Source organism: Polynucleobacter sp. 39-46-10 (genome assembly GCF_002282275.1).
Genome location: NZ_NCJB01000341.1, coordinates 1 through 2,372, shown reverse-complemented (window position 1 = coordinate 2,372; position 2,372 = coordinate 1). Strand labels below are relative to the sequence as shown.

The window sequence follows — 2,372 nt, the reverse complement described above, 5'->3', positions numbered from 1 at the left end:
ATTCAATTTAATAAAGGAGCCTTGGGCTCCTTTATTGTTTTTGGCTAGCCAACTAAATTTTTGGGCAACGAGAAAGTAATGTCCTCGACTACACCCTCGAGATTACGAATACTACGCGGGCCAAACTCTTGAATCTTTTCCACAATCGAGAGCGCTAGGCTCTCTGGCGCTGATGCCCCCGCAGTAAGGCCAACACGTTTCTTGCCCGCAAACCATTCAGCCTGAAGTTGTTCTGGTGCATCCACCATGTAAGCCGGTACGCCGAGTTTTTCAGCTAATTCACGCAAGCGATTCGAGTTCGAGCTTGCCTTGCTTCCCACCACAATAACTACCTCAACCTGAGGCGCCATAAATTTCACAGCATCTTGACGGTTCTGAGTGGCATAACAAATATCTTGTTTACGCGGCTGAACAATATTTGGAAATTTTTGAGTTAAGACGTCAACAATTTCTTTGGTCTCATCTACGGAGAGTGTGGTTTGCGTTACAAAAGCAATTTTTTCATTCTCAATAAAGGGCAGCTCAGCAACATCCGCCACTTTTTCAATCAGATGAATGCCCTTTTCTACCTGCCCCATCGTGCCTTCGACTTCGGGGTGTCCTGCGTGACCAATCATCAAGACCGTAAAACCATCTTTACACATTTTGATGACCTCAAGATGCACCTTGGTAACCAATGGGCAGGTAGCGTCATATACCTGCAGTCCGCGCGCCTCAGCATCTTGGCGAACTTCTTGAGAAACACCATGGGCACTGAATACGACGATGCCGCCTTTGGGAACTTCATGCAACTCATCGACAAACACAGCACCTTTATCACGCAGTCCATTGACGACATAGGCGTTGTGAACAATTTCATGACGTACATAAATTGGTGCGCCAAAACGTGTCAGCGCTTCATTGACAATATTGATGGCACGATCCACACCCGCGCAAAAACCGCGAGGCTGCGCCATCAAAATTTCTGCGGCGTCTTGCGTGCTAGATGGATTAGTCATGAATCAGAGGATGGCAACGATTTCAGCTTCGAAGGTGATAGACCTTCCAGCAAGCGGGTGATTGAAATCAAACCATGCACCCTCTTCATTAATCGATTGCAATACACCAGCATATTGAGCACCACCGGGCGCATTAAATTCAATCACGTCGCCAGGATTAAATTCCACATCATCATCGCGACCCTCTTTAAGCGCACCCAAAGAAACCCATTGCATTAATTCTTCCTTACGCTCCCCAAAGCTTTCCTCAGGGGGCAGCAAGGCACTTTTCTTTTCACCCACAGCCAACCCGATCAACACTTTTTCAAAACAAGGCGCAAATTGTCCAGAACCCATCAACACCGTCGCAGGGCGATCAATAAAAGTATTGATGTAATCATCCCCGCTGGGCAAAGTCAGCCGATAGTTGAGGGTCAGGAAGGAATTGGGCAAAACCGTAGGCTTAGTCATAAGGTAATTGTATCTAGGCCCGACACGAGCGTGCACTCACCCATTACAGACTGGCCCAAAATAGAGCAGCCCCGCGAAAAACTGCGTGCCCTAGGAGCAGCAGCTCTTAGTGATGCTGAATTACTTGCGATCTTTCTGCGTGTTGGCGTCAAAGGCAAAACTGCCGTGGCATTGGCCGAAGATCTTATCCACCATTTTGGCAATTTGCCACGCCTTCTATCCTGCGCCCCGGAGGAATTAACCCGGATTCATGGCATGGGTATTTCTAAATGGTCACAAATTCAGGCGGCGTATGAGCTTGTCAAGCGCAGTCTTGAGGAAACCCTCTCCCAAGCATCGGTCTTCTCTTCGCCCAGTTATGTCAGAGAGTTCTTGCAAGCCCGATTTGGACGCCTCCCACACGAAGTCTTCCTCTGCCTATACCTCGACTCGCGTTTGCATCTGATTGAGTGCCAGGAGCTCTTTAGGGGCTCCCTAAGCCAAACTGCCGTCTACCCCCGAGAAATCCTCAAAGAAGCGCTTGCGAGGAACGCCAGCGCCCTCATCGTTGCCCATAACCACCCGAGCGGAAACCCACTGCCAAGCATTGCCGACCAGGAATTAACAAAGACACTTTCCAAAGCCTTGCAGTTGGTAGATATTCCACTCCTCGATCACTGCATAGTCAGTGATAGCGGATTTTTCTCATTTTCAGACTCAGGCCTTATGAAAAATAGCTTGAATCAGAAGTAATTACTAACTTATTGACTATTTTTGACCCATATTAGCGACTAAACGGCCAAATCCTCAAAACTAAAGCCAATTAAGGGTAGATCAAAGTGCCTGGAGACTGATACAATCTTCTTTTTTCGCAATTAATGGAGTTATGTCATGGCAAAAGTTTGCCAAGTCACTGGGAAGAAGCCGATGGTTGGCAACAATGTA

At 47.6% G+C, this 2,372-nt stretch carries 3 protein-coding genes; 1 reads left to right on the top strand and 2 read right to left on the bottom strand.

The features are described 5' to 3' along the window. Nucleotides 1-44 precede the first annotated feature (44 nt). Both ispH and B7X71_RS15385 read right to left on the bottom strand, forming a co-directional pair. Nucleotides 45-998 carry a 4-hydroxy-3-methylbut-2-enyl diphosphate reductase gene (gene ispH / locus B7X71_RS15390; RefSeq protein WP_293598719.1) on the bottom strand — a complete coding sequence of 318 codons (954 nt, stop codon included), beginning with the start codon at nucleotides 996-998 and terminating at the stop codon, nucleotides 45-47. A 3-nt stretch (nucleotides 999-1,001) separates the two neighbouring features. Beyond that, the gene (locus B7X71_RS15385; RefSeq protein ID WP_293598720.1) at nucleotides 1,002-1,448 is read right to left on the bottom strand and encodes an FKBP-type peptidyl-prolyl cis-trans isomerase; all 447 of its coding nucleotides are present in this window, start codon (nucleotides 1,446-1,448) and stop codon (nucleotides 1,002-1,004) included. A 30-nt stretch (nucleotides 1,449-1,478) separates the two neighbouring features. Here B7X71_RS15385 and radC point away from each other — a divergent pair, with 30 nt between their 5' ends. Next, nucleotides 1,479-2,180, top strand: a complete 702-nt coding sequence (radC, locus tag B7X71_RS15380) for a DNA repair protein RadC (RefSeq protein WP_293598721.1) — start codon at nucleotides 1,479-1,481, stop codon at nucleotides 2,178-2,180. Nucleotides 2,181-2,372: the final 192 nt, after the last annotated feature.